Genomic DNA, 22,925 nt, shown 5'->3' with positions numbered 1-22,925 from the left:
GGATAATTAAAATTAGCAAATAAATCTTTAGGAGTCACCCTCTATTGAATTAATTTTCCTGAATATCAATATTTTTTAACTGTTTCAGGTTTTTATCCAGCTTTCTCATAATAATTCCATAAACCAGCTTATAATAAAGCCATACCAATAAAACATTTAAACCTGTCGCTACAACAATACCTATCAGAAATCCTATAAGGCTGGAATTGGTCACTTCTATATGCTGAGTGTTTAAGATATAAAAAATAAATACTGTAAAAATACCTGTAAAAGCAATCAATAAGGCAATATTGATCAGAATGAAAGCATTGACTGTTTTCTTAAAGCGTATGATTTTAGTGATAAAAGCTTTTAAATTCTCTTCGATTTTTATTTTACGGTAGTTTTGATAGAACTGATAAATAAAGTAAGCTGTGACAGATAGGCTGATGATTTTTAAAGCCAGAAAGATATGGTCAAAGGAACTCTCCAATTCAGGAGTTTTCTGAGCCCCCAATTTTTCCAGAACATTGAGAAAGCTATTCGATTCTTTTCCCTGAAGAACGTAAAATGATCCAATAATAGTGAAGAATAAAAATTCAATTACACTGATCCAAAAAATGTATTTCACGTAATTACGTGATTTTTTATTCAACATTTGAAGGATCTCATTATTGTCATATTTATTTTGAACAGGCTGTTCCTGCCATGTTTTCTTAAAACTGTCTAAATCAAAATCAGGCATATTTTTCCATCTGTTCTTTAAGAGTTTTCTTTAATCTGTTCATTTTTACGCGCGCATTTACCTCAGTAATTCCGAGGTTTTCAGCAATATCCTTGTAAGGTAAATCATCTAGGTACATCATTACAACAGCTCTTTCTACATTAGGAAGGGTTTTAATCACTGTATATAAAAGAGAGATTTGTTGCTGTTTATCATCATCATCTTCTACGAAATCCCGGAGGTTAACATCCAATTCGTTAGTAGGAAGACTTTTACTTTTTTTTCTGAAAAGTGTAATAGCAGTGTTGAGTGCTACCCGATACATCCAGGTGGTAATTTTTGAATTTCCTTTGAAAGAATCATAGCTTTTCCAGAGCTGTAAAACAATCTCCTGAAACAGATCTTCTTCATCCTCAAGAGAATTAGTGTACAGCCGGGATACTTTGATAATCAAACCTTGATTATCCTTGATAAGCTGAGCAAATTCTTTTTCCCTGAAATCCAAATTAACTTATATATGTGGCACGAAGATAATAATAATGCATTAATTGACGAACAGGTAATAAGATATTATTTATCAGGAATATTAAATAAAGTGAATGTGATTGTATCGCTAATTAGTATGCAGTCTTACACTCATTTCCAAATTATGCCGTATCTTTGCAGCCACGAGAAAGTTGGCTTGTTGATTCCTGTTTTACAGGGGTAGGAAAGTCCGGACACCGTAGAGCAGCAAAGCGGATAACATCCGTCACCCGAGAGGGTAGGACCAGTGCAACAGAAAGCAAGTACAGTTCGGCTGTAGTGAAACCAGGTAAACTCTTTGTGGTGCAATGATAAGTATATCGGTTCTTTTCAGCAATGAGAATAGGAGTTGCTCGCTCCAAAAGCCGAGGGGTAATCAGCTCAAGTTTTGCAGCAATGTAAGACGTAGATAAATAACAGGCACTTCGTTCAGAAGAACAGAATCCGGCTTATAGATTTTCTCGTGATTTTTATTATTCGTTTTCCAATTGTCTTTTGGCATCCAGTAATCCCTGTTGATCCTTTTCGGAAAGTTGGGGGAATTGTAAATTCATTTTCTCTAATGTATCAATAATAATTTGTATAGCAGCGACTCTTGCAAACCATTTGTCATCAGCAGGCAGTACATACCATGGAGCGTAATCTTTAGAAGTTTCATTGATTGCTGTTTCGTAAGCTTCCATGTATTGATCAAATAAAGCACGTTCAGGTAAATCTCCACTAGAAAATTTCCAGTTTTTATCTGTTTCATTAATTCTGTCTAGAAGTCTCTTCTTCTGTTCTTTTTTAGAAACATTTAAAAATATCTTGACGATAGTGGTTCCGTTTTGAGCTAAATGTTTTTCAAAATTTCGGATACTTTCATACCTGTTTTCCCAGAAATTTTTGTCAAAATCTTTTACGGATTTCCATGTTTTTTCATTAAGATTATATTCAGGATGAACCTTACAGACAAGTACATTTTCATAATGAGAGCGATTGAATATACCTATCATTCCTTTTTGAGGTAAGGCCAGATAGTGCCGCCATAGGAAATCATGGGAGTATTCTTGGGAACTTGGAGTTTTAAAACTGGTAACATTGCATCCCTGAGGGTTTACTCCTCCGAAAACGTGTTCCACAAGACTGTCCTTACCGGCAGCATCCATAGCTTGAAGAACAACAAGAAGAGATTTACTTCCGTCAGCGTAAAGTTTTTCTTGAAGCTGATGAAGCTTTTCTTTTTCCTGAAGAAGCATTTTTACTCCATCTTCCTTGGTAAGCCCGCCTTTATATTCTGTAGAAACTTTTTTTATTGAGAATTTATCTTTGATTAAGAAATTGTCTGAGAAATTTATGTCCATATGATCTAATTATAGAATAAATGTAATAAAAAAACCGCCTTGATCAAGGCGGTTTTTTTATTTTTTTAAGTAGCTTCTTATTTAGAAGCTACTTTTTTAGTCTTTTTAGCAACCTTTTTAGCATCAGCCACAGGTTCAGCTTTTGTTTGAGCAGCAGTTGCTTCAGGAGCGTTTGCATCTACTGTACCTTTGATATAGATTACGCTTCTGCTGTTTGCTGGGTCATTAGAAAATACTTCAATCATTTTGTTGAATCCACCATTGATTGCTGTATTATATCCTACTTTTATTTTAGCAGATTTTCCAGGCATAATAGGATCAGTACTGAATTCCGGAGTTGTACATCCGCAAGAAGCTTTTACGTTTGATAATACCAAAGGCTTGTCCCCAGTATTAGTTACCGTAAAATATCTTGTACCGTCAGAGCTAGGCTTAACAGTACCATAATCGTAAGTCGTTTTATCAAATGTAATAGTTTGTGCAGCCGCTATAGCAAATGTTCCGAATAGTGCAATTCCTGCAAATAATTTTTTCATATTCTTGAGAGTTAATATGTTTGTTAGATAATTATTAAGAAACAAAGTTAAAAATTATTTTAATTAATGCTTAAAATTTTTTTTGTTTAAACTATTTTTGCAAATTGTAAGCTAAAGAAATAGAATTTATGCAGATTTCAGAAAAGTATAATCCACAGGAGACAGAGCAAAAATGGTATAGTTACTGGCTAGAAAATAAATATTTTCACTCAGAGCCTAATAATAAACCTCCATATACTTTGGTAATTCCTCCGCCAAATGTTACGGGGATATTACACATGGGACATATGTTGAATAATACTATCCAGGATGTTTTGGTCCGTCGTGCAAGAATGCAGGGCTTTAATGCCTGCTGGATTCCAGGAACAGATCATGCTTCAATTGCTACTGAAGCTAAAGTTGTTGCTAAACTGAAATCAGAAGGAGTCAATAAAACAGATATTACCAGAGATGAATTTTTGAAACATGCCTGGGACTGGACTCACAAATATGGAGGAACCATTCTTGAACAGCTGAAAAAACTGGGTTGTTCATGTGATTGGGACAGAACAAGATTTACCATGGAAGACGAGATGTCCCAGCAGGTTATTAAAAGTTTTGTTGATCTATATAATAAAGGACTGATCTACAGAGGATACAGAATGATCAACTGGGATCCTGAAGCCAAGACCAATATTTCTGACGAAGAAGTAATCTTCAAAGAGCAGAACGGAAAACTGTATTTCCTTAAATATAAAATTGAAGGATCAGAAGATTATCTTTCAGTAGCTACGACACGTCCTGAAACAATTTTTGGAGATACTGCAGTATGTATTAATCCTAGTGATGAAAGATATGCCCATCTTAAAGGTAAAAATGTAATTGTACCGATTGTAGACCGCATCATTCCAATTATTGAAGATGAATATGTGGATATTGAGTTCGGAACAGGGGCTTTGAAAATTACACCGGCACATGATACTAATGACTATGAAATAGGACAGAAGCATCAATTGAAAATTATTGACGCATTGGATGATGATGGTAATCTTAATGAGTATGGGTTACATTATGCAGGTAAAAATAGATTTGAAGTGAGAAAGCAGATTGCTAAGGAACTTGAAGAAAAAGATCTATTGTTAAAAGCCGAAGATTATGTAAATAAAGTAGGAACATCCGAAAGAACGGGAGCTGTAATTGAACCTAAGATTTCAGTTCAGTGGTTTTTAAAAATGTCTGAAATTGGAAAGCCTGCTCTGGACGTAGTAATGGATGATGAGGTTAAGTTCTATCCTGAAAAGTTTAAAAATACTTATAAACACTGGATGGAAAATATCCGTGACTGGAATATCTCGCGTCAGCTATGGTGGGGACAGCAGATTCCTGCTTATTATTTCGGAAACGGGGATGATGATTTCGTTGTAGCGGAAACACCGGAAGAAGCCTTAGCTCTGGCAAAGGAAAAATCTGATAATTCCGGGCTTACTGCTTCTGATCTGAGACAGGATGATGATGTATTGGATACATGGTTCTCATCTTGGTTGTGGCCAATCTCCGTATTTAACGGATTATTAGATCCTGAAAATAAAGATATTCAGTATTATTATCCTACTTCAGACTTGGTAACAGGTCCTGATATTATTTTCTTCTGGGTGGCCAGAATGATTATGTCCGGATTGGAATACAGAAAAGAAATTCCGTTTAAGAATGTTTATTTTACGGGAATTGTAAGAGATAAGCAACGTCGGAAAATGTCCAAGTCTTTAGGGAATTCTCCGGATCCTTTGGAATTAATGGATAAATATGGTGCGGATGGTGTTCGTGTAGGAATTCTGTTAAGTTCAGCGGCTGGGAATGATCTTCTTTTTGATGAAGACCTGATGTTGCAGGGAAGAAATTTCATGACGAAAATCTGGAATGCTTTCCGTTTGATCCAAGGATTTAAAAAAGAAGGGAAATCAGCTAATTCAGCTGATCAGCAGGCAATTGAATGGTTTGGGAATAAACTTGATAAAACGATTAATGAAATTGATCAGCAGTTCGAGAAATTCAGAATCTCTGATGCGCTGCATTTGATTTATAAATTAATTTGGGATGATTTTTGCGGGTCTTATCTTGAAGCGATTAAACCTAATTATGGGGAGGGAATTTCAGAAGAAGTATATCAGCAGACAATTATTTTCTTTGAAGAACTGATGAAACTTTTACATCCGTTTATGCCATTCCAGACAGAAGAGTTATGGCATTTAATTTCAGAGAGAAAAGCGGAGGAAGCTTTGGTGATCACCCAACAGAAAAAAGGAGGTGACTTCAGTGAAGAAATTATTAAAAATTTTGAGACTGCTGAAGAACTGATTACAGGAGTTAGAAATTACCGCCAGACAAAAGGAATCTCGCCAAGAGAGGCAGTGGAAATTTATACTAATGCTTCAGCATTTATGAATGAAGCTGTTATCAGAAAGCTGGCAAATGTTTCTGAAATCCACTTCGGAGAAAAAACAGATAAGCCGAGTTTTACATTCCTGGTAGGTTCTGTAGAGGTTTCGATTCCGTTAAGTGAAAATTTAGATCTTGGCGAAGAAAAAAAGAAGACCGAAGAAGAATTGAAATACCTGAAAGGTTTTCTGATTTCTGTAGAAAAGAAGCTTTCCAATGAGAAGTTTGTGGCTAATGCAAAACCTGAAGTAGTAGAAGTGGAGCGTAAGAAACAAAAAGATGCTCAGGATAAAATCACTATTTTAGAAGAAAAATTAAAAAGTTTATAATTTTTATATATAAGTTTAGTTGGAATTGTCAGGCTCAGTAATCTAAGTCTGACAATTTTTAAAATACCCATCTATTAAATTCAATGAAACACATAGAAAATATAGAGCAGTTATTCTCCCGGAGTTTTGTGGAGAGCCCGCTTATAGAAAGTTTTGAAGTGGGAAAAATATATTTAACCAGTGGAAAGCTTATAGCTTGTGATCCTTTAATTACTAATGATATGCAGGCATTTGAAACGGTATTTCCCGTAGGTGATTTTTCTGTTCTATTACATAAAGAAAGAGAAAGTAATTGTGTGGCTTATACAGAAATTATTTTCAGTCATTCACCAATTGCAGAATGGAAACTGGCGACTGTTCCCGGTCAGGATACTAATGAACTGCAGGAAGGTGAGGTTTTCGGATATCCCGTGGACAGTGGAATGGGTTGTTTTATGGATATAGAGACTCAGGAAAGTCTTAATCAGCTGGAAAAAAGATTATACCATAGCAAAGGAGTTGATTTTATGGGGATTTATGAAGAATTTTTCCATGAATATTTTTTTGATGAAAATGGAGCAATTGACCAATATGCTTTTTTAAAACCTTCAGAAAATCAGCCAGGAACCATATTTGCGTTTGAAGCAGGATATGGAGAGGGATTTTATGCAAGTTATATTGCTTATGACAAGGAAGGACAGCCTGTGAAAATAGTAACTGAATTTATTGAAATTAGTTAAATTAAAGTTTTTTAGCTCTTCAGTTTTTTTTAAATTTGTTAAAACTAATATAATATTAAAAGCACAATGAACTTTTCTTCAGAACAACCCAGAATTATTGTTGTAGGAAGCTCTTCCATCGATCTCGTTTTAGAGACGGATAAACTTCCGGCTCCCAATGAAACAATTATGGCTCGTAAATCAGGTAACTATTTCGGAGGAAAAGGTGCAAATCAGGCTGTGGGTGCAGCAAGATTAGGGGCTAGTGTATATTTTATAGGGTGTGTAGGAATGGATCCTCTGGGACAGCAGATTATGAGAAATCTCGTGAATGAAGGTGTGAATGTGGGATTTGTTGCAGAAACAGATAAGGATGCGACAGGTACTGCTTATGTGACTACGTCTAACGGAAATGCTGCTATTGTAGTGATTCCTGCTGCTAATAATTTTTTAAGCCCGGAGCATATTGATGCTGCAGATAAGTATTTCCATACTACGGATCTAGTCCTTGTCCAGCTTGAAGTTTCCCGTAAAACAGTGGAATATGCTATTCAAAAGGCAAAAAAATATGGCAAAAAAGTAGGACTATATGCTTCTCCTGCAATTCCCTTGAGTGAAGAGATTTTGGATATGGTAGATTTTATCGTAGCTAAAAGCAGTGAGCTTTATATTATTTTTGGTGAAGATCAGAGGGAAGAGGTTCTAAAAAAATATTTCAATAAAGTTTTTGTAAGAGATGATACCAATTCTACTATTTATTTTGATGGGACAGAGATGAAATATTTCAGAAATAATACCGATAATACTATTCATAAGATGGGGATGGGAGATGCCTTCACATCAGGTTTTGCCATTGCATTATGCCATGGAAATTCTATTGAAGAATGTGTGAAATTTGGTAATGAAGTTTCTGCGAGGGTTTCACTAGAAAGAGGATCTCAAACAGGGCTTCCGATAAAATCAGATTTTGTTTAAACTATTTGCTGCATATAGAAAATTAAAAGATTAACGTAAACATAAAAGTAAAATTTCCACTTTAGGGGTGGAAATTTTCTTTTAACCATGGAAAGCATTACACTTTACACTCAAGATCAAACCGAAATAGCTACTCATTTGTTTCTACCTGAGCGAAGTAATCATAAATTATTACTTATTAATTCGGCAACAGGTGTCAAACAGCAAATCTATTTTTCTTTTGCCCAATACCTTTCAGAAAAAGGATATACAGTGATTACCTATGATTACAGGGGAATAGGTCTTTCCAAGCCTTCTAAAATGAAGAATTTCAAAGCTTCAATGAGGATATGGGGAAGTGAAGATTATAAAACATTGACTGATTATATTAAAAGGAAGTTTCCGGACTATCATAAATATTGTCTAGGACACTCAGTAGGTGCCTTAATACTGGGAATGAATCCTGATTCGGATATATTTGAGGAATTTGTTTTTGTAGGTACTCAGAATGCTTTTGTAGGGCATTTGAAATGGAGAACTAAAGTGGAAGCCTACCTTGGATTTGGAGTGGCACAGCCCTTAACGACTCAGTTATTAGGATATTTTCCGGCACATTGGTTTGGATTGGGAGAAAGTCTGCCAAAAAATTGTGCGTATGACTGGAGAACTTTAATTTTGAATAAAAAATCAACCAACCGTTTATTAGAGAAAATAGATGATTATTCTAAAGACTTGAATCAGAAAGTTTTTGTGATAAGAGCAGAGGATGATGGATGGCTGACAGATAAAGGTGTTAAAAGTCTATTGGGAGATACTTATCCTAATCTTAAGCCCACTTATAGGCTGGTAAAAACAAATGAGTCTGAAAAAGGAGAAATCGGTCATGTTAATTTTTTTAGAAGCTATAATAAAAAGCTTTGGGACATTATTTTAAATGAATTATAAAAAATGAAAACGGTAATTGATAATACAATAGATTTTGTAAAAATACAATTAGAAGGAGCAGAAGCAGGGCATGATTGGTTCCATATTGAAAGAGTATGGAAATTATCAAAAAAAATAGCTGATCAGGAAAACTGTAACCATGAAGTAGTGGAACTTGCAGCTTTATTACATGATATTGCCGATCCTAAATTTCATAATGGTGATGAAACTAAAGCATTAACCATTTCCCGTGATTTTCTGGAAAGTCAGAATGTGGATGAGAATATCATAAAGCAGGTTTTATTTGTTATTCAGAATATCTCATTTAAAAACAGAGCGGAAACGCCTGAAAATCTTTCTATCGAACTCAGAATTGTTCAGGATGCAGATCGTTTAGATGCAATCGGGGCCATAGGAATTGCAAGAACATTTAATTTCGGAGGATTTAAAAATAACCTGATGTATCATCCGGATATTGAGCCCAAACTTAATATGACTAAAGATGAATATAAAAAGTCTAATGGGACTACGGTGAACCATTTTTATGAAAAACTTTTATTGCTAAAAGACCTTATGAATACGGAAAAGGGAAAGCAGATGGCTCAGGGAAGACATGACTATATGCTTCAGTTTCTGGATCAGTTTTACAAAGAATGGAATGTTGATTAAGGAGAGTTTTCTGTAAAACTTCTTAAATCAGTATATTTGCAGCATGGGACTTATCATCTTTATTATATTTCTGACATCTGTAATTTCTCTTTTTCTATATAAGGTTAAATCAGGAAAAGGTGCGGAGTGGGCTAAATTGTTCCGTATTATAACGGTGGTGTTTTCCATTTCCATTTTTACTTATTGGTTCATTAAGAAAAGCTCAGTGGGAATTGTAGAAGACTCTGTTGCTTTACAGGTGATCAATAAACTTCCCCAAACTCTGGATTTTTATGTAATTAATATCAATAATCCGGATAAAAACGGACATTTGGAAACTAAACACATCGGAAAGATCCGCCCGGAATATTACAGAACTGAACACCTGAAAATGGATAAGTCCAATGAATACTGGATTGTGGGGTATCTGGGAAAGAAAAACCTGGTTTATTTTTCACAACATTCGGTGCCGAATAAAAATATTGATCAGATTATTGAGGTCCAGAATTACATCAACCAGAGTGTTAACTTATCAGACAGAGCAAAGAAACAGGTCGAGACCTATAATTATGAAAATGTAAAGCTGGGAATCTGGGTGGCTTTAGACTTGCTCCTGGTTTTTCTTAATCTTGTATTATTATTCAGAAGAAATAAATAATAAAAAGCTCTTAATTATTAAGAGCTTTTTTGTTTTTATATTAAAATAATGTTCCTGTGCTTTCAGCAGCCATTTGAGGAATCTGTAGATCTGTTTTCCATTTTTCATTCATCTTTTTAATGAAATAGGCTGATAGAAGTGGTGAGGCCTTTTCAATATTCTGGTGAACAAAGAAATAAAGGTTCTGAAGCCCTTCTTTTTTCCACGTAGTTAAACGCTCTAACCAGTCATCCAGTCTTTCATAATCGCTTTCGGCATTAGCTCCTACATAGCGGATAAATACATTAGGTGTTGTAAGGCGCATATGCAGCATATCTCTTCTTCCTGCAGTATCTACTATGATATTAGTGATATTATGGTCTTCAAAAAGTTCGCATGTTGTATCGAAAACATTCTGGTCCGTAAACCATTCCGTATTCCTGAGTTCAATTGCTAAAGGAACTTCTTTGGGCCAATCTTTAACAAACTTTTCTAACCGGTCATAATCTTTAGGTTTAAAATTATCATGCAGTTGTAAAAATACCATTCCCAGCTTTTGATCAAAATTTAAAATGGAAGTAGCAAATTGCGTGACAGGTTCTGTTACATCAATTAGCCTTCTGAAATGAGAAACCGTATTTGTAATTTTAGGGAAAAATTTGAAATTATCCGGAGTTTTATCTTTCCAGGTTATAACCTGGTCTGGTGTAGGCATCCCATAGAATGTGGCATTAAGCTCTATAGCATTAAACTGGGTAGCATAATAAGTTAATTCATCTTTTGTTCCCCGAGGATAAAACCCCTTAAGATCTGTTTTATTCCATTTGGCACATCCGATAGAGATGTTTTCCAAACCTTTTTTATTCTGCTTTAATATTTCTATAGTCCTGGGATGGTCCGGAGGTAATGTGAAATCTATTTTCGAAGGATCTTCTACTTGTCCGAATTTCATATTTGACGTTTTTAGGAGTTAATACTAACAAATATACTATAAAGTTATGTAAATGTTGAGATGAGAACAGGCTGGATAAAATAAAAGCACGTTTCAAACGTGCTTTTATTTATTTTAATTATTGATAAATTCAAATTGAATTAAGCTTCACAACTGGTACATGAAACGAAATTAACCATCATTTCTTTTGATACAGAAGAACTTCTCTGGTAGTATAGTGTTTTCACTCCTTTTTTCCATGCTTCAATATAAAGATAGTTAACATCTTTTACCGGCATTGTGGAAGGAATTTGCAGATTTAATGATTGAGCCTGATCAATATACTGCTGCCTCTGAGCAGCCTGAGAAATAATTTCCATAGGAGAAATTTCTTTAAAGGTCTTGAATACTGCTTTTTCCTCGTCGGTAAATTCATTAAGGTGCTGTACAGATCCGTGATTCAACATGATAGTTCTCCATGTTTCCTCATTATCAATTCCTTTTTCTTCAAGAAGTTTGGCAAGGTATTTATTTTTACGCATAAAATTCCCTTTTGCTAATCCGGCCTTATAGTAATTAGAAGAGAAAGGTTCGATTCCCGGGGAAGTTTGTCCTAAAATGGCTGAACTGGATGTAGTAGGAGCAATTGCCAATAAAGTGGCATTTCTCATCCCGTATCCTTTTAATAATTCAGGTTCACCATATATGTTGGCTAATTCTCTTGATGCCTGTTCTGCCTGCTCTTTAATATGTCTGAAAGCTCTTGCGTTAAACTGTGTCGCCTCGAAACTTTCAAACGGGATCATATTTTTTTGTAAGTAAGAATGGTAACCCAATGCACCTAATCCAAGAGCACGGTGACGCATTGCGAAATTTCTTGCCCCGTGAAGATAATAGTTTCCTTCAGTTTTTTCAATAAATTCTGATAATACTGCATCAAGGAAATAAACGGCTAGTTTCACTGCATCGGTATCTTTCCACTCATCATATAATTCTAAATTCATAGAAGATAAGCAACAGATAAATGATTCTTCCCTTGAAGAAGGAAGCATAATTTCAGAACAAAGATTACTTGCGTTAATAGGCAGTCCAAGATCCTTATATACTTGAGGCTTATTTCTGTTAACGTTATCGGTAAAGAAAATATATGGAAGCCCTTTTTGCTGGCGGCTTTCCAATACTCTTGCCCAGATTTTACGCTTTTCCATATCTCCATTCACCATATCCTGCATCCAGTAGTCTGGTACGCATACTCCAGAGAATAGGTTCTGAATAGGACTTCCGATATCTTTAATGGATAAGAACTCTTCAATATCTCCGTGATCAATATCCAGATAAGCTGCAAATGCTCCTCTTCTTACACCACCTTGGGAAACCACATCCATTGCAGTATCGAATAGTTTCATAAAAGATACAGCTCCTGAAGACTTACCATTGTCTGTGACGGCAGTACCTCTGTTACGAAGTTCTCCGAAATATCCGGATGTACCCCCTCCGATTTTGGTCTGCATGATCACTTCACCCATTTTGTGGGTAATGCCTTCAATGCTGTCCGGAATGTGAACGTTAAAACAGGAAATAGGTAACCCTCTCTGGGTTCCCATATTAGCCCAAACCGGAGAAGAAAAGCTGATCCATCCCTTTGTGATCATCTCTTTAAAAGCAGGTTGTAATTCCGGCTTATATAGTTTTTTGGCAGCGGCTGAAGTAATTCTGTCGATTGCTCCTTCTACTGTTTCTCCCTTCAGTAGATATCCTCTGTTGAGCATTTGCTCGGACTCTTCATTAAGCCACCATATATTTGTCTCTTGTTCTTCCATAGTTTCTATATTTTCAAATTCCCAAACATATTTTATTGTAGAAAAATGTTCAGGAATTTTGTGTATTTTTTTAATTTAAATAGTCAAGGGAATGATTACAATCCACCCATTATCACTTCTGTAATGGAGAGATAATTGTCAAAACTTCATATCCTTCTTCATTGAATTCAGCTTAGTGAATAAGTTTTTAATCCTTAGGATTTACCAATTGTAAAGCGATTAAGGGAAAAGCATTTTCTCTGTTCCAGCTATTGGTTGCAAAATCATACCATGTACAGCTTGCCATACTGTGGTTGTTGAAAATCTCCACGATAGTCATAGAAGGACTACCTGATTTCAATTGTACAACATCACCTACTTTAAAATCCATAACTTTTAGAATAAATCGTTTGCAGTAATACTTTTATCATGCTTAGTATAGTCTACCGGTCTTTTTGCAAAGAAATCATCTAAACTGTTAGCGAATACTTCTTCCTCAAACCACATTAAAGGGCGGTATTGTTCCGGAGAAATATTGTAACGTGTTCCCATATTGATCTTTTTCAAACTGTCATCCACTCGATACTTCATGAAGTTAATAAGATCTTCTTTTGAGAAGTTGCTTAATTCTCCTAATTCAAAGATCCAGTCTAAAATTTCACCTTCTAGCTCTACAGACTGATCAACTAAAGTATAAATATCTTCAATATCAGAATCTGTTAATAGGTTAGGTTGCTCCTCGCGGATTTTATTGATTAAGTAAATGCCCCCGTTTGCATGAATCTGCTCATCTACTGATGTCCATGCAATAATGTTGGAAACATTCTTCATAAACCCTTTGAATCGTGTAAAGGACAGAATAATAGCAAACTGAGAGAATAAAGATACATTTTCAATAAGAATACTGAATAATAATAAAGAAGAGACATATTCTTTTGGAGTCGTAGAATTCGCATGTTTAAGAACATTGGAAAGGAATTCAATTCTTTTTTTAACTGCAGGAACTTCAATCACGCGGGTGAACTCTTCATTATAACCCAGGACTTCCAATAAACGCGAATAAGCTTCAGAGTGACGGAATTCACATTCTGCAAAAGTCGCTCCCAATCCGTTTAGTTCCGGTTTAGGAAGATGGTGATATAAATTTCCCCAAAACGATTTCACCGATACTTCAATCTGAGCAATGGCTAAAAGTGCATTTTTAACAGCATTTTTCTCATGAGGCTCCAGCTGCGAATGAAAATCCTGAACATCTGCAGTAAAATCCACTTCCGAATGTACCCAGTATGCTTTATTAATTGCTTCAATGAATTGAAGAACTTCAGGGTATTCAAACGGCTTATAGCTTATTCTTTTATCAAAAATTCCCATATTAAATGTCTTTTTATTATTAAAAATCAGATCACTGTGGATAAAGGTTTATACAATTCTAATTTTCTGGTTTTTAGCTGTTTAGGCTTTAGATTTATTAACAGAATACTAATGTATTTTTTATCATACGTGAACCACAAAGTTAGAAAACTAGATCTGATTCTGAAAGGGAGAAATACTAATTAACTGAGTTTTAAGTCTAAAAGTTTTCCACATTTACACGAATCTTGCTCTGATATGGAGATAGACGGTACTTAAGAAAATAAATACTCAAAATTCAAGGTTGTAGATTAAACAATATTTTGTAAAATTCTGTTAATTAGTTAGTTTTATGTTAAACAATGATTTACTGACAGAAATTATTATTCTTGTAACAAATTGGAATTATCTACTACTTATTGAGTATTAAAATCGAAATCACTTAATGTTAGTAATTCAGAATTTACATAAATCATATGATACAGGCAAAAGTAAGTTGCATGTTCTCAAAGGTATAAACCTAAATATTTCCGAAGGGGAATTTGTCTCCATTATGGGAAGTTCGGGATCAGGGAAGTCTACGTTGCTTAATATCATAGGAATACTTGATGAAAAGGATTCAGGAACTTACGAACTGGATAATGTTCCTATTGAGCATTTATCAGAGGTGAAAGCTGCTGAATACAGAAGTAAGTTTTTAGGTTTTATTTTCCAGTCTTTTAATCTTATAGGATATAAAACGGCATTGGATAATGTAGCATTACCTTTGTACTATCAGAACGTTCCCCGGAAAGAAAGAAATCAGAAAGCACTGGAATATCTTGAAAAAGTAGGTTTAGGACAATGGGCGAATCACCTTCCGAATGAATTATCAGGAGGACAGAAGCAGAGGGTTGCTATTGCCCGTGCTCTTATTACAGATCCTAAAGTAATTCTTGCCGATGAACCTACCGGAGCATTGGATTCCAAAACAACGTTTGATATTATGAAACTACTTCAGGAGATTAATAATGATGGAAAAACCATTATAGTAGTTACTCATGAACCTGATGTTGCTGCCCAGACTAAAAGAAATGTGGTGCTTAAAGACGGAATTATAGAAAGTGATGAATTCATAAAGCAAATTGTTTTATAGAAGCCAGATTTTAATACTTAAATTAATAACATGTTTGACTTAGATCGTTGGCAGGAAATATTCAGTTCTATTCGCAGTAATGTATTGCGGACTGTCCTGTCAGGTTTTACAGTGGCTTTAGGGTTATTTATTTTTATCGTTTTATTTGGAATTGGAAAAGGTCTTCAAAATGCATTTACACAAGGTTTTGCAAGAGATGCCCAAAATCTTATTTCAATTTTTACAGGGAAGACAACTGTTGCTTATAACGGACTTCAATCTGACAGAACGGTTACCATGAATAATGACGATTATGATTTCCTCATTGGCTCAGATAAAGAAAAAGTAGGATATTCTACTCCAAGATACACTTCCAATTTAATGGTTAAATATGGGAAAGAAAGTGGAAGTTATCAAATTAACGGAGCAGATACGGGAGAACAATATATAGAAAACCGTAAAATATTGGAAGGAAGATATCTTACTCCCAATGATCTTGAACGTAAGCAAAATGTTGCAGTGATCGGGAGAATGGTACAGAGGGACCTTATTAAAAACGGGAGTCCTGTAGGAAAAGATCTTGATATAAACGGAACCATGTTTAAAGTGGTCGGAGTCTTTTCTGATGATGGAGGAGACTGGGACGAAAGGCATATTACTGTTCCTATCACCACTTTGCAACAAATGAAAAAGGGATCTGATACAGTAAGTACAGTATATATTGCTTATAATGAAAACCTTAGTCCTCAGGAGGCTATTAAATATGGGGATGAGCTTAAAGATCAATTAAAGGCAAGAAAGAATGTATCTCCCGATGATGAAAATGCTGTTCGTATATGGAATAATGCCCAGAATATGAATGATACTTTCGTGTTTATGGCAGTTCTTACAGGGATTGTTACTTTCATTGGGTTGGGAACTCTATTAGCAGGAATTATTGGTATCAGTAATATCATGGTGTATATTGTAAAAGAAAGAACCAAAGAAATAGGAGTCCGAAAAGCAATCGGGGCTAAACCTAAGAGTATTGTAGCACTGATTGTTCAGGAAAGTGTTGTGATTACAGTAGTTTCCGGATTGATAGGAGTAGGATTGGGTGTACTTGCCTTAAACCTGATAGGAAACAGGCTCGAAGAGTTCTTTATTGTCAACCCGAGTGTAGGTGGAGGCGAAATTTTTATGGCATTTATCGCTTTGGTATTTTCAGGTCTTATAGCCGGATTCGTACCTGCATACAGAGCTTCCAAAATTAAACCTATCGAAGCTTTAAGAACAGAATAACAGGATTAACCTGAGGTGAGATAAAATTGATTAAATAACTTATAACCCAAACTAGAAGTGAACATCTTATTTAAAAAAGATACCTGGCAGGAAATTTATTATTCACTGAAAAATAATAAACTCCGTACTTTCCTTACCATGATTGGAGTAGGATGGGGAATGTTTTTATATGTGACATTGTTAGGCGCCGCAAAAGGAATGGAAAATGGTTTTAATAAATTATTTTCAGGATTTGCTACCAATTCTATTTTTTTATGGGCACAGAATACTTCTATTCCCTATGATGGTTTTCCAAAAGGAAGAAATCTGCACCTTAATCTGCCGGATATTGAAATGCTGAAGAATAAAATTCCGGAAATAGATTATATATCTCCACAAAATGCGAGAGGGAGTTTTACAGGGACAGCAGGAGAATCTATGTCAAGAAATGGTAAAAATGCTACCTATTCTCTTACGGGAGATTATCCTGTGGGAAATAAGATATCAGAAAAGAAACTTATTTTCGGACGCTATATCAATGATGCTGATGTTTCGGGAAATAAAAATGTAGCAGTAATAGGGGAAGAGGTATATAACAACTTTTTTGATGCTAAAAAGAAAGAAAACCCGGTAGGGAAATCCATTAATATAAAAGGTATTTTCTTCAATATTGTCGGAGTTTTCAGGGTAAAGAAAGGGGGTGGTTTTGAGAATGACCGTACAGTGTTTATTCCACTTTCTACTTATACTAAAATGTATAATGCCGGAGATGAGATCGATATGTTTGCTATTGTAAGTAAACCTAATGCTGATCTGAATGTCGTAGAAGAGAAAATAAAACAGACTCTTAAGCTTAAAAATAAGGTTTCTCCTGAAGATACGAATGCCTTCGGAAGTTTCAATCTTGGAAAAGAATTTGGAAAGCTAACAGGGTTCTTAAGCGGAATGCAGCTTCTTACCATTGTTGTAGGAACTTTAACCATTCTTGCGGGAGTAATTGCTATTTCCAATATCTTATTAATTACTGTAAAAGAAAGAACGAAAGAAATAGGGATCCGAAGAGCATTAGGAGCCAAGCCCTCCGAAGTGAGGAATCAGATACTGTTGGAAAGTGTTGTTATTACGCTTTCATCTGGATTAATTGGATTTATTTCCGGAATCTTCCTTCTTATGATTCTGAATACGGTAACTCAGAATCAGGATGCCTTTCCTTTTTATAATCCTACCGTTAATTATGGAAACGTATTTGGAGCAATGGCTGTAATGGTAATTCTTGGATTAATCATAGGAATGATCCCGGCACAGAGAGCCGTTAAGATCCGTCCGATTGAAGCGCTGAGAACAGAATAATTATTTAAAATAATCAATATTAAAATAAATAAACTAGATACATGAAAAAGAAGTTTAGCTGGAAAAAAGTCATTTATATATTTTTAGGACTTTTGTTGTTACTGGCATTGTTTTCCGGTATAAGTTATCTTATCAAATCCAATTCTAAAGAAAGTGAAGCTTTCCTAACCAGAAAACCTACCGTTCAGAATATGGATGATAAAGTGATGGCCACAGGAAAAATTGTTCCCAAAGAAGAAATTGAAATCAAACCTAATATCGCCGGAATTATCGATAAGATTTTAGTGGATGAAGGAGATAAGGTGGCGGCAGGACAACTTATTGCTACTGTGAGGATCATTCCCAATGTAGCAGAAGTGAATAATGCCCAGCAAAATGTTCAGAATTCCCAGTTGCAGATTAATAATGCAAAAATGAATGTGGATAATATGCAGAAGCAGTTTGCTATGCAGCAGAAATTATATAATCAAGGAGTAATCTCTAAGCAGGAGTATCTTAACTCTCAACAACAGCTATATTCAATGGATCAGGCTCTTAAAAATGCATATCAGCAATTGGCAACTGCCCAGAAGAACTTGCAGATTGTGAAAACGGGTGTGATTCCTGAATTACAGAATCTGGCTACAACACAGATTCGTTCTAAAGCTGCCGGAACTGTTTTAGAAGTACCTGTAAAGGTAGGAAGTCAGGTGATTGAAGCTAATTCTTTTAATGCCGGAACTACAATTTGTTCTATTGCAGATCTTAATTCATTGATCTTTGAAGGAGAAATTGATGAAGCTCAGGCAGGAAAGCTACAGCAGGGAATGGATATGAATATCGTTATCGGAGCCTTACAGAACAAGAAGTTCTCCGGAAGATTGACTATGATTGCGCCAAAAGGAAAAGATAACAATGGAACGATTAAGTTCCCGGTAGAAGGAGATGTTTATAATCCAAACAACGAATATATCAGAGCAGGTTTCTCTGCGAATGGAGAAATTGTTTTAAGTTCTCAGAAAAATGCCCTGTTATTGGATGAATCATTGGTACAGTATGAGAAAAATAAAGGAAAAGATGTTCCATTTGTTGAGGTAAAACAGCCTGATGGAAAATTTAAAAAGGTTTATGTAAAGCTGGGTGCTAGTGACGGGATCAACGTTCAGATTCTTTCCGGGATTACAAAAGATTCGGAAGTGAAAGTTTGGAATCCTTCGGATAAAGATAAAGAAGAGCTTAAAGCAAAACAGAAATAATAAACTAACACTATAAATTCAGTGTAATCCCGGAAGAAATTCCGGGATTTTTTTGATTAAATTCATTTCAATAAATATACTTATATTTACATACCATATTGTATGGTATGTAAAAGAAAAATAAAAAATGAAAAAAACGGAAAAAACAGATTGGCTGGAAAAAGGATTGGAAGTATTAATAAACGACGGGTATCAGCGGATTACTATTGATCATCTTTGTTCTTTATTGAAAATTACCAAAGGCTCATTTTATCATCATTTCAAAAATATAGAAATGTATATTGATGCCCTGATGAAATACTGGCAAGAAATAAATACTACTGATTTCATCAAAAAGACAGAACAATTAGCCGATGCTAATGAGAAACAAAATCTATTAAATTACTTGGCATATTCTGCTTCATATGGAATGGAATCTGTCATCCGTGCATGGAGTTTTTCTAATTTGACTGTTAAGCACTATTTAGCCAAGGTAGATGCAATGCGTCTGGAATATCTTTTCAATTTAAATATTCAATTAGGTTGTGGAGTGGAAGAAAGTAAACACAGTGCTCTGCTAAGGTATGGAACATTGATAGGTTTACAATATTTATTACCTACTCTTCCAAAGGAAGATTTAGAAACTTTTTATAAACATCATTCTATTGATCAATGAAAATAAGAAAGACAATTATAGATAAAGAATCTGTAGTTAGTAAATATCTTCCGGCTAACTATTCAGATGTGTTTGAGTGTAAGGTTCCTCTTATGGATACCATCACACCAGATGATTTACAAATTGCATTTTGGGGAATGGAAAACGGATGGGTTAGAAATCTGTTTAAAATCCGTAATATACTTGTAAGTCCGTTTGGTCTAAAGTCTGCTGATAACGAAAGTATCTATGGTTTTATAGAGTGTATAAAGCAAGGTGGAAGCTATAATATAGTCTCTGTAGTAGATAAAACACCCAATGAAACAGTATTATTATTAAATGATAGTCATTTGAAAGCCTATTTATCTATGAGAATTTCAAATGAAGAAAATAATCTGAAACGAATTACATTAACGACAGTTGTTCATTTTCATAATTGGCTTGGGTATGTATATTTTTATACTATTATGCCGTTTCATTTCATAGTAGTAAAGAGTATGCTCAGAAATACTATTAATCAACTGTTGAACTCAAAGTAAGAGATATTATATAGAATGATCAGTATAATAAAAATATATTTTAGGATCAAAACAATGGTCTCGATAAAGATTGAACAGGAGTGAAAGGCTGGGAAAATTGAAAGACGAAATAGGACAGGCGAAATTTTCCAAAGGAGAGCCAATAAAACTTAATGATATTATTGCAACATTATTGCATTAATGAATATTTATATTAACTTTACCCATTATTAAAATAACGTGTAATGGAAAGTAATTTTGAAGTTATCATTATAGGAGGAAGTTATGCAGGATTATCTGCTGGAATGTCCTTAGGGAGATCATTAAGGGAAGTGTTGATCATTGATGGTGAAAAGCCTTGTAACAGACAGACTCCACATTCTCACAATTTTATTACACACGACGGAAAAACTCCGAAAGAAATTTCAGACTTGGCAAGAGAACAAGTGGAAAAGTATCCTACAATAAAAATTATCAATGAGGAAGTGCTCAAAATGAAAAAAACTTCTGAAGATTTTGAAGTAGAGACAAAAGCTGGCAGGAAGTTTTTTGCTGGAAAATTAATATTGGCATCTGGAATTAAAGATATTATGCCTGATATTCATGGATTTGCCGAATGTTGGGGTATTTCTGTTTTACACTGTCCATATTGTCATGGCTATGAAGTGAAAAATGAAGTGACGGGAATTCTATCCAATGGTGATATGGCTTTTGATTTTTCAAAATTGGTTTTCAATTTAACCGAAGATTTGACTTTATTTACTAATGGTAAATCCACCTTAAGCAGAGAACAGTTTGAAAAATTAAATAAAAGAAGCATTAAGATTATTGAAGATGAAATTGAAAAGATGGAACATAAAAACGGGCAGATTCAAAAATTGATTTTTAAAAACGGAAAAGAAGTTTCTCTTAAAGTACTTTATGCAAAAATTCCTTTTGAGCAAAATGTAAATACAGAAGATTTAGGCTGTGAATTGACGGATTATGGTCATCTTAAAATTGATGGAATGCAGAAAACCAATATTCCGGGAGTATTTGCTTGTGGTGATAATACAACTATGATGAGATCTGTTGCCAATGCTGTCGCTCAGGGAAATTTTACAGGAGCTGTAGTGAATAAAGAACTTGTAGAGGAAAAGTTTTAAAATCTCAACGGTTTACATATTCTGAATTCAAAAAATCCTGATTATCCATATTTAAAACTATAGGGAAATTCCGTACATTTGGGGGGATAAATTTGAAAAACTAAAAGAAAAATGGATATAATTTTCGACCTGATTGAAAAAGAAAGACAAAGACAAACCCATGGGGTAGAACTTATTGCTTCAGAAAATTTTGTTTCTGAAAATGTAATGAAGGCAATGGGAAGTGTGTTGACCAATAAGTATGCTGAAGGATATCCGGGTAAAAGATACTATGGAGGTTGTGAAATAGTAGATGAGGTCGAAACGTTAGCAATTGACAGAGCAAAAGAGCTTTTTGGTGTTGATTATGTAAATGTTCAGCCACACTCAGGCTCTCAGGCTAATGCAGCTATTTATCTTGCAGTTTTAAAGCCTGGTGATAAAATCATGGGAATGGATCTTTCAATGGGAGGTCACTTGACTCATGGTTCAGCCGTAAACTTTTCAGGAATTCAGTATGAAGTGGTTTCTTATGGCGTAGAAAAAGAATCAGGACTTATCGATTATAATCAGATGAGAGAAGTTGCACTTAGAGAAAAGCCTAAGATGCTGATTGCTGGATTTTCTGCGTACTCAAGGGATCTTGACTATGCTAAATTCAGAGAAATTGCTGATGAAATAGGAGCTACCCTTTGGGCAGATATTGCTCATCCTGCAGGATTAGTAGCTAAAGGTTTATTGAACTCTCCATTTGAACATTGTCATGTAGTAACTACCACTACTCATAAAACATTGAGAGGCCCAAGAGGAGGAATGATTATGATGGGGAAAGACTTTGAAAATACCTATGGGCATAAAACTCCAAAAGGAGAAATCAAAATGATGAGTCAGGTTTTGGATGGTGCTGTTTTCCCGGGAATTCAGGGAGGTCCTCTTGAACATGTTATAGCAGGTAAAGCTGTAGCGTTTGGGGAAGCTTTAGATGGGAAATTTGAAACTTATGCTAAACAAGTTAAATCCAATGCACAGGCATTATCAAAGGCGATGATCGACAGAGGTTTTGATATTGTAAGTGGAGGAACAGATAACCATTTAATGCTTGTAGATCTTAGAAATAAAGGGGTAAACGGAAAGGAAACAGAAAAAGCTTTGGTAAAGGCAGATATTACCTGTAATAAGAATATGGTTCCTTTTGATGATAAATCTCCATTTACCACTTCTGGAATCAGATTGGGGACAGCAGCGATTACAACACGTGGATTAAAAGAGCAGGACATGGATTCTATAGCAGAATTGATCTCTGAGGTGGTAGATAATATTAAAAATGAAGATATCCTTACAGGAGTTAGAAAAAAGGTAAATGAATTAATGGAGGGTAAGGCTTTGTTTAATTATTAATAACAATTTAAATTGAAAATATAAAGAATGGACAGACCTGTCCATTCTTTTTTCATTATAGGATTATGGAAAAAAAATCTTTCACTTTTGATGAAATCAAACAGAAACTTGTCAGCTATTGTGTTTATCAGGACCGTTGTCATGCGGAAGTAGAACAAAAGATGAGAGAATTCATGTTAATTCCGGAGGCTAAGGAAGAAATCATTTTGTACCTTTTAAAAGAGAATTTTTTAAATGAAGAACGCTTTGTCAGAAGTTATATAAGAGGAAAGTTCTATATTAAAAACTGGGGAAGAAATAAAATAAAAGGAAATCTTAAGCAAAAGCAGGTTGCTGAAAAATTAATTGCCAGATGTTTTGATGAAATTGATGAGGAGGATTATCGGAAAGTAATAAGAAAGATATATGATGATTATTTTTCTAAACAAAAAGAATTAAAAGAATATCAGAAAAAATCTAGAGCCATAAAATTTATGATTGGTAAAGGATTTGAGTATGAT

23 protein-coding genes and 1 other RNA gene are annotated in these 22,925 nt (G+C 34.7%); 16 read left to right on the top strand and 8 right to left on the bottom strand.

From position 1 onward, the window contains the following. Positions 1 to 49: 49 nt before the first annotated feature. Together Q0A18_RS10980 and Q0A18_RS10975 are read right to left on the bottom strand one after the other, a co-directional pair. Positions 50 to 724 (bottom strand): beta-carotene 15,15'-monooxygenase, encoded by a 675-nt coding sequence (locus Q0A18_RS10980; RefSeq protein ID WP_292010194.1) that lies wholly within the window; start codon positions 722 to 724, stop codon positions 50 to 52. Further along, on the bottom strand, positions 717 to 1,208 hold the full coding sequence (locus Q0A18_RS10975) for a sigma-70 family RNA polymerase sigma factor (RefSeq protein WP_292010193.1): 492 nt from the start codon (positions 1,206 to 1,208) through the stop codon (positions 717 to 719). The genes Q0A18_RS10980 and Q0A18_RS10975 overlap by 8 nt, the downstream gene beginning before the upstream one ends. A gap of 164 nt (positions 1,209 to 1,372) precedes the next feature. Here Q0A18_RS10975 and rnpB point away from each other — a divergent pair. Beyond that, an RNA gene (rnpB, locus tag Q0A18_RS10970) (RNase P RNA component class A) lies at positions 1,373 to 1,696 on the top strand. 5 nt (positions 1,697 to 1,701) lie between these two features. Here rnpB and Q0A18_RS10965 read toward each other — a convergent pair. Together Q0A18_RS10965 and Q0A18_RS10960 are read right to left on the bottom strand one after the other, a co-directional pair. Further along, a complete protein-coding gene (locus Q0A18_RS10965; protein WP_292010192.1) occupies positions 1,702 to 2,571 on the bottom strand; it encodes a polyphosphate kinase 2 family protein in 870 nt (289 codons plus the stop codon). A 77-nt stretch (positions 2,572 to 2,648) separates the two neighbouring features. After that, positions 2,649 to 3,107, bottom strand: coding sequence for a DUF1573 domain-containing protein (locus tag Q0A18_RS10960; RefSeq protein WP_292010191.1), 459 nt, complete (start codon positions 3,105 to 3,107; stop codon positions 2,649 to 2,651). A gap of 128 nt (positions 3,108 to 3,235) precedes the next feature. Between Q0A18_RS10960 and Q0A18_RS10955 the strand changes: the two genes are divergently transcribed. The 6 genes from Q0A18_RS10955 (at position 3,236) to Q0A18_RS10930 (ending at position 9,733) form a co-directional block, all read left to right on the top strand. After that, a complete protein-coding gene (locus Q0A18_RS10955) occupies positions 3,236 to 5,851 on the top strand; it encodes a valine--tRNA ligase (protein WP_292010190.1) in 2,616 nt (871 codons plus the stop codon). An 83-nt stretch (positions 5,852 to 5,934) separates the two neighbouring features. Then, positions 5,935 to 6,570, top strand: a complete 636-nt coding sequence (locus tag Q0A18_RS10950; RefSeq protein ID WP_292010189.1) for a DUF4241 domain-containing protein — start codon at positions 5,935 to 5,937, stop codon at positions 6,568 to 6,570. Between the two features lie 66 nt (positions 6,571 to 6,636). Continuing rightward, positions 6,637 to 7,524, top strand: a complete 888-nt coding sequence (locus tag Q0A18_RS10945; RefSeq protein ID WP_292010188.1) for a ribokinase — start codon at positions 6,637 to 6,639, stop codon at positions 7,522 to 7,524. Between the two features lie 87 nt (positions 7,525 to 7,611). Continuing rightward, positions 7,612 to 8,448 carry an alpha/beta fold hydrolase gene (locus tag Q0A18_RS10940; RefSeq protein WP_292010187.1) on the top strand — a complete coding sequence of 279 codons (837 nt, stop codon included), beginning with the start codon at positions 7,612 to 7,614 and terminating at the stop codon, positions 8,446 to 8,448. 3 nt (positions 8,449 to 8,451) lie between these two features. After that, positions 8,452 to 9,096 (top strand): HD domain-containing protein, encoded by a 645-nt coding sequence (locus Q0A18_RS10935; protein ID WP_292010186.1) that lies wholly within the window; start codon positions 8,452 to 8,454, stop codon positions 9,094 to 9,096. A 43-nt stretch (positions 9,097 to 9,139) separates the two neighbouring features. Continuing rightward, positions 9,140 to 9,733, top strand: coding sequence for a hypothetical protein (locus Q0A18_RS10930; protein ID WP_292010185.1), 594 nt, complete (start codon positions 9,140 to 9,142; stop codon positions 9,731 to 9,733). Positions 9,734 to 9,773: 40 nt separating this feature from the next. Here the strand turns inward: Q0A18_RS10930 and Q0A18_RS10925 are convergent, their stop codons facing one another. The 4 genes from Q0A18_RS10925 to Q0A18_RS10910 form a co-directional block, all read right to left on the bottom strand. Beyond that, positions 9,774 to 10,664, bottom strand: a complete 891-nt coding sequence (locus Q0A18_RS10925; RefSeq protein WP_292010184.1) for a DUF72 domain-containing protein — start codon at positions 10,662 to 10,664, stop codon at positions 9,774 to 9,776. A 140-nt stretch (positions 10,665 to 10,804) separates the two neighbouring features. Then, a complete protein-coding gene (locus Q0A18_RS10920; protein ID WP_292010218.1) occupies positions 10,805 to 12,472 on the bottom strand; it encodes a ribonucleoside-diphosphate reductase subunit alpha in 1,668 nt (555 codons plus the stop codon). A gap of 178 nt (positions 12,473 to 12,650) precedes the next feature. Then, positions 12,651 to 12,833, bottom strand: coding sequence for a DUF2158 domain-containing protein (locus Q0A18_RS10915; RefSeq protein WP_292010183.1), 183 nt, complete (start codon positions 12,831 to 12,833; stop codon positions 12,651 to 12,653). Positions 12,834 to 12,838: 5 nt separating this feature from the next. After that, the gene (locus tag Q0A18_RS10910; protein WP_292010182.1) at positions 12,839 to 13,813 is read right to left on the bottom strand and encodes a ribonucleotide-diphosphate reductase subunit beta; all 975 of its coding nucleotides are present in this window, start codon (positions 13,811 to 13,813) and stop codon (positions 12,839 to 12,841) included. 424 nt (positions 13,814 to 14,237) lie between these two features. Between Q0A18_RS10910 and Q0A18_RS10905 the strand changes: the two genes are divergently transcribed. The 9 genes from Q0A18_RS10905 to Q0A18_RS10865 form a co-directional block, all read left to right on the top strand. Next, positions 14,238 to 14,927, top strand: a complete 690-nt coding sequence (locus Q0A18_RS10905) for an ABC transporter ATP-binding protein (protein WP_292010181.1) — start codon at positions 14,238 to 14,240, stop codon at positions 14,925 to 14,927. A gap of 30 nt (positions 14,928 to 14,957) precedes the next feature. Next, positions 14,958 to 16,187 carry an ABC transporter permease gene (locus tag Q0A18_RS10900; RefSeq protein WP_292010180.1) on the top strand — a complete coding sequence of 410 codons (1,230 nt, stop codon included), beginning with the start codon at positions 14,958 to 14,960 and terminating at the stop codon, positions 16,185 to 16,187. Between the two features lie 57 nt (positions 16,188 to 16,244). Further along, positions 16,245 to 17,516 carry an ABC transporter permease gene (locus Q0A18_RS10895; protein WP_292010179.1) on the top strand — a complete coding sequence of 424 codons (1,272 nt, stop codon included), beginning with the start codon at positions 16,245 to 16,247 and terminating at the stop codon, positions 17,514 to 17,516. Positions 17,517 to 17,557: 41 nt separating this feature from the next. Continuing rightward, positions 17,558 to 18,751: an efflux RND transporter periplasmic adaptor subunit gene (locus tag Q0A18_RS10890; protein ID WP_292010178.1), complete on the top strand. Its 1,194-nt coding sequence runs from the start codon at positions 17,558 to 17,560 to the stop codon at positions 18,749 to 18,751. Positions 18,752 to 18,878: 127 nt separating this feature from the next. Next, positions 18,879 to 19,406 (top strand): TetR/AcrR family transcriptional regulator, encoded by a 528-nt coding sequence (locus Q0A18_RS10885; RefSeq protein WP_292010177.1) that lies wholly within the window; start codon positions 18,879 to 18,881, stop codon positions 19,404 to 19,406. Then, on the top strand, positions 19,403 to 19,924 hold the full coding sequence (locus Q0A18_RS10880; protein WP_292010176.1) for a DUF2867 domain-containing protein: 522 nt from the start codon (positions 19,403 to 19,405) through the stop codon (positions 19,922 to 19,924). The genes Q0A18_RS10885 and Q0A18_RS10880 overlap by 4 nt, the downstream gene beginning before the upstream one ends. Positions 19,925 to 20,148: 224 nt before the next feature. Beyond that, positions 20,149 to 21,048, top strand: coding sequence for an NAD(P)/FAD-dependent oxidoreductase (locus Q0A18_RS10875; RefSeq protein WP_292010175.1), 900 nt, complete (start codon positions 20,149 to 20,151; stop codon positions 21,046 to 21,048). Positions 21,049 to 21,159: 111 nt separating this feature from the next. After that, positions 21,160 to 22,425, top strand: coding sequence for a serine hydroxymethyltransferase (glyA, locus tag Q0A18_RS10870; RefSeq protein WP_292010174.1), 1,266 nt, complete (start codon positions 21,160 to 21,162; stop codon positions 22,423 to 22,425). A gap of 65 nt (positions 22,426 to 22,490) precedes the next feature. Continuing rightward, positions 22,491 to 22,925, top strand: a 435-nt coding sequence (locus Q0A18_RS10865; protein WP_292010173.1) for a regulatory protein RecX, incomplete at its 3' end; no start/stop codon positions are given.

This window comes from Chryseobacterium sp. (genome assembly GCF_022712095.1).
Taxonomy (GTDB): domain Bacteria; phylum Bacteroidota; class Bacteroidia; order Flavobacteriales; family Weeksellaceae; genus Chryseobacterium.
The sequence above is the reverse complement of the archived record's forward strand: the minus strand, read 5'-3'. Positions and strand labels throughout refer to the sequence as shown.